This is a genomic window from Streptococcus sp. 79 (genome assembly GCF_013277425.1).
Classification (GTDB): Bacteria; Bacillota; Bacilli; order Lactobacillales; family Streptococcaceae; genus Streptococcus; species Streptococcus pseudopneumoniae.
The window spans coordinates 1-3,310 of the sequence record NZ_VMMW01000110.1; the positions used below are offsets into that span (position 1 = coordinate 1).

Sequence of the window (3,310 nt, forward strand, 5' to 3'; positions counted from 1 at the left end):
GTGTGATTGGTAAACCCATTTCTTCTTGGCGATAATTGGGGACCTTCAGATTAAACTTCTGATGGATGGTGTGAGCGATAATAGAAGCTGAGCCAAGGCTATGCGCCAAAGGGGCTTTAGGGATAGGAGCTTTCACAATTTTATCACTCGGATTTTTCTCACTGCATGCTTGGCATTTGTAAGAGTGTTGGATATGATTTATGCGTTTTAATTGCGCAGGAATAAAGACTAATTCTTGGCCTTGAAGGCTCGCTCCAATCTCTTTTAGCTCTTCCTGACAGTCAGGGCAAATGCAATCCTCTAAGCGATGATGAACTTCTTCTGAATCGAATTGGGCAAGATGGAGCCTCATAATCCAGTTTAGCAATGATTTCCTTCTATTAATGATATCCATAATTTGGGCATTAGGGTCTTTGATATCGAGTAGTTTTGTAATAAAATGTAATTGTTCCATATGAATCTTTCTAATGATGGTTTGGTTGCTTTTCATTATAGATCTTATGGGACTTTTTTTCTACAACAAAATAGGCTCCATAATATCCATAGGGGATTTTCCTACTACAAATATTATAGAGCCAAAATCTCCAGCCTAGAGAATTCATGAGGGTCTGAAAGGGTCAGGTATTTATGTTTTGTCATAGTAGAGCTCATTTCTAACTCAAACGTCTCACACTAAATTCCACCATAAAAATCTGTTTTAGACCAATTTCCACTTTGACCAGACTAGGGGGAGTTGTCCGAATCATAATTTTAGATAAATATTGGGTAAACATTGGGAAAATACTTGACATATATGTTGTAGAAGAGTATAATGATGGTGATTCAGGTGATTAAAAATAATAATAAAGAGGTGACCTAAATGGGGAAGAAAAAGATGATTTTTGCTAGCCTAGCCAGTGCGGTAGTTTTAGGGGCTAGTCTTACTAGCGTTCAGCAATTGGCTGTAAAAGCTGATGAATCAAATACTACTAACACTAGCAAAGCATCCGAAAAATCTAAAAAGGATTTTGAAAAAGCGGAAGAAGCTAGAAAAGAAGCTGAAGCTAAAGTTGCTGAACTACAGAAAAAAGTAGAGGAAGCGAAAGCCAAAGCTGAAGAAGCTGCTAAGAAAGCGAAATCTGAAGCAGATGAGGCTAAAGTTGCAGATGAGGCAAAAGCCAAAGCTGAAAAAGCTAAACAGGCTGCTGATGCTGAGCTAGCTGCTGCTAAAAAGGAAGAAGCTGAAGCTAAAGAAGCAGTGATGAAGGCGTTGACAGAACTTGAAAAGGCTGCAGAAGATAAAATTAGGGAAGATAACAGTATTACTGACAAGGAAGCAGCTATTAAAAAAGCAAAAGAGAGAATCGGTAAAGAAGATTTACTGAAAGCGATTGAAAATGGTCAAATCAAGGCTAGTGATGTTGTGAAGGAATTGCCAACAAAGGAAGATGAAAATCCAGTTATTACTAGCAAAGACTCTTCTCTTCCTGAAGAGATAAAAGCTAAGATCAAAAAAGCCGAGGAGGCTGATGCCAAACGTCCACAATCCGAAAAACTGCAAGATAAGGCGGATCAATTGGGGGATGAAATTGACTCTCTAACCAAGCAAGCTAATAAGGCCAAAGCCGAAGCTGAGAAAAAAGCTGCAACTCTGGTAGAAGAAGAGAAAAAACTAGAAGAAGCGAAAGCAGCTCATGAAGCTGCACAAGCTGAATTTGAAAAGGCTGTAGCACTGGCTGAGTCTTATAAAGAAGATATTGATGCTCGTGTTGACGACTTCAATGACACTCTCAAAAAAGCAAAGGAAGCGAGAGACAAAGACCCAGAAGCGAAAGCGAAATATGAGCTTGAAGCTGTCTTGACGCAATTTGAGAAGGCTGCAGAAGATGAAATTAATGCTAACGACAAGATTAAGGACAAAGCAGCAGCTATTCAAGCAGTCAAGGCGGCAATCGGTAAGGAAGATTTACTAAAAGCGATTGAAAGTGGTGCTATCAAGGCTACCGAGGTTTTGAATGACTTGCCAACAGAGGAAGATGAAAACAAACCTCCTGTTATGGATGATAAAAGTGTTGTCTATAAATCAAGAGACTCTCTTCCTCAGGAGAAACAACAAAAAGTTATGCAAGCCGAAGAAGCAGACAAGAAACGTCCAGAGTCAGAAAAATTGCAAGATAAGGCGGATCAATTGGAAGATGAGATTGATTCTCTAACCAAGCAAGCTAATAAACTCAAAGCTGACTTTGAGAAAAAAGTTAAAGAACTTGAAAAGGAAACAGAGGGTTCAGAAAAATATGATAAACTCAAAGATGAGCTTGATGAGGACTATGAAGTTCTGAAATCTTATAAGGATGAAATTGACTTTCGTGCTAACACACTCAAAGAGACTCTTGACAAGATAGAAGAAATGAAGAGTCCAGAACAGAAAGACGAAGATCAAGCCAAAGCTGATCTTGAAGCAGCCTTGACGCAATTTGAGAAGGCTGCAGAAGATGAAATTAATGCTAACGACAAGATTAAGGACAAAGCAGCGGCTATTCAAGCAGCTAAAGCAGCAATCGGTAAGGAAGATTTACTAAAAGCAATTGAAAGTGGTGCTATCAAGGCTAGTCAAGTTTTTGATGAATTACCAACAGAGGATGATAAACCTGACTCTGAAAATAGCAATAAGTTTTATAATGAGAGCAATCTTCCTGAAGAGATAAAAACTCAAATTGAAAAAGCCAAAGCTGAGGATGCCAAACGTCCAGAGTCAGAAAAACTGCAAGACAAGGCGGATCAATTGGGAGATGAAATTGACTCTCTAACCAAGCAAGCTAACAAAGCCAAAGCCGACCTTGAGCAAAAAGCTAAAGCTCTGGAGGAACAACAAAGAAAACTCAAAGAAGCGGAAGAAGCTCGTGCAGCAGCAGAAGCTGAATTTAACCAGGCGGATGCCCTTGTTGGATCTTACGCAGAAGATATTAATTCTCGTGTTGATGACTTCAATAAGACCCTTGAAGAAGTAAAGGAAGCAAAAGCTAAGGAACCAGCTAAAACGGAAGAAGAAACTCCAGTTCAACCCCAAGAAGAAGCAGATGCTAGAATTGCGGAGTTAGAGCAAAAAGCAGCAGAATCTAAGAAAACAGCTGATGATGCGACTGCTAAGGCTGAAAAAGAAAATAATGAAGCAAGAGCAGCTGAAAATTCAAAAGCTGAAGCTGAACAAGCTCAAACAGCTGCTGAAGCTGAACTAGAGAAGGCTAAAGCTGAGGCTGAAAAAGCAAAAGCAAAAGTTGAAGAGCTTGAAAAAGCAGAAAAAGCTGATCAGGAAGCAGCTCCAGAAGAACCA

The 3,310-nt window shown here is 39.5% G+C and carries 1 protein-coding gene and 2 pseudogenes; 1 reads left to right on the top strand and 2 read right to left on the bottom strand.

Annotation, left to right across the window (positions count from 1 at the left end; translation table 11 throughout):
* Together HT729_RS11190 and HT729_RS12510 are read right to left on the bottom strand one after the other, a co-directional pair.
* A pseudogene (locus HT729_RS11190) lies at nucleotides 1-367 on the bottom strand (IS66 family transposase); the annotation flags it as partial.
* A pseudogene (locus HT729_RS12510) lies at nucleotides 333-454 on the bottom strand (ISL3 family transposase); the annotation flags it as partial. The pseudogenes HT729_RS11190 and HT729_RS12510, both read right to left, overlap by 35 nt.
* Before the next feature lie 405 nt (nucleotides 455-859).
* Here HT729_RS12510 and HT729_RS11195 point away from each other — a divergent pair.
* Nucleotides 860-3,310: cell wall-binding protein (locus HT729_RS11195; protein WP_172932025.1), on the top strand; the 2,451-nt coding region annotated here is incomplete at its 3' end.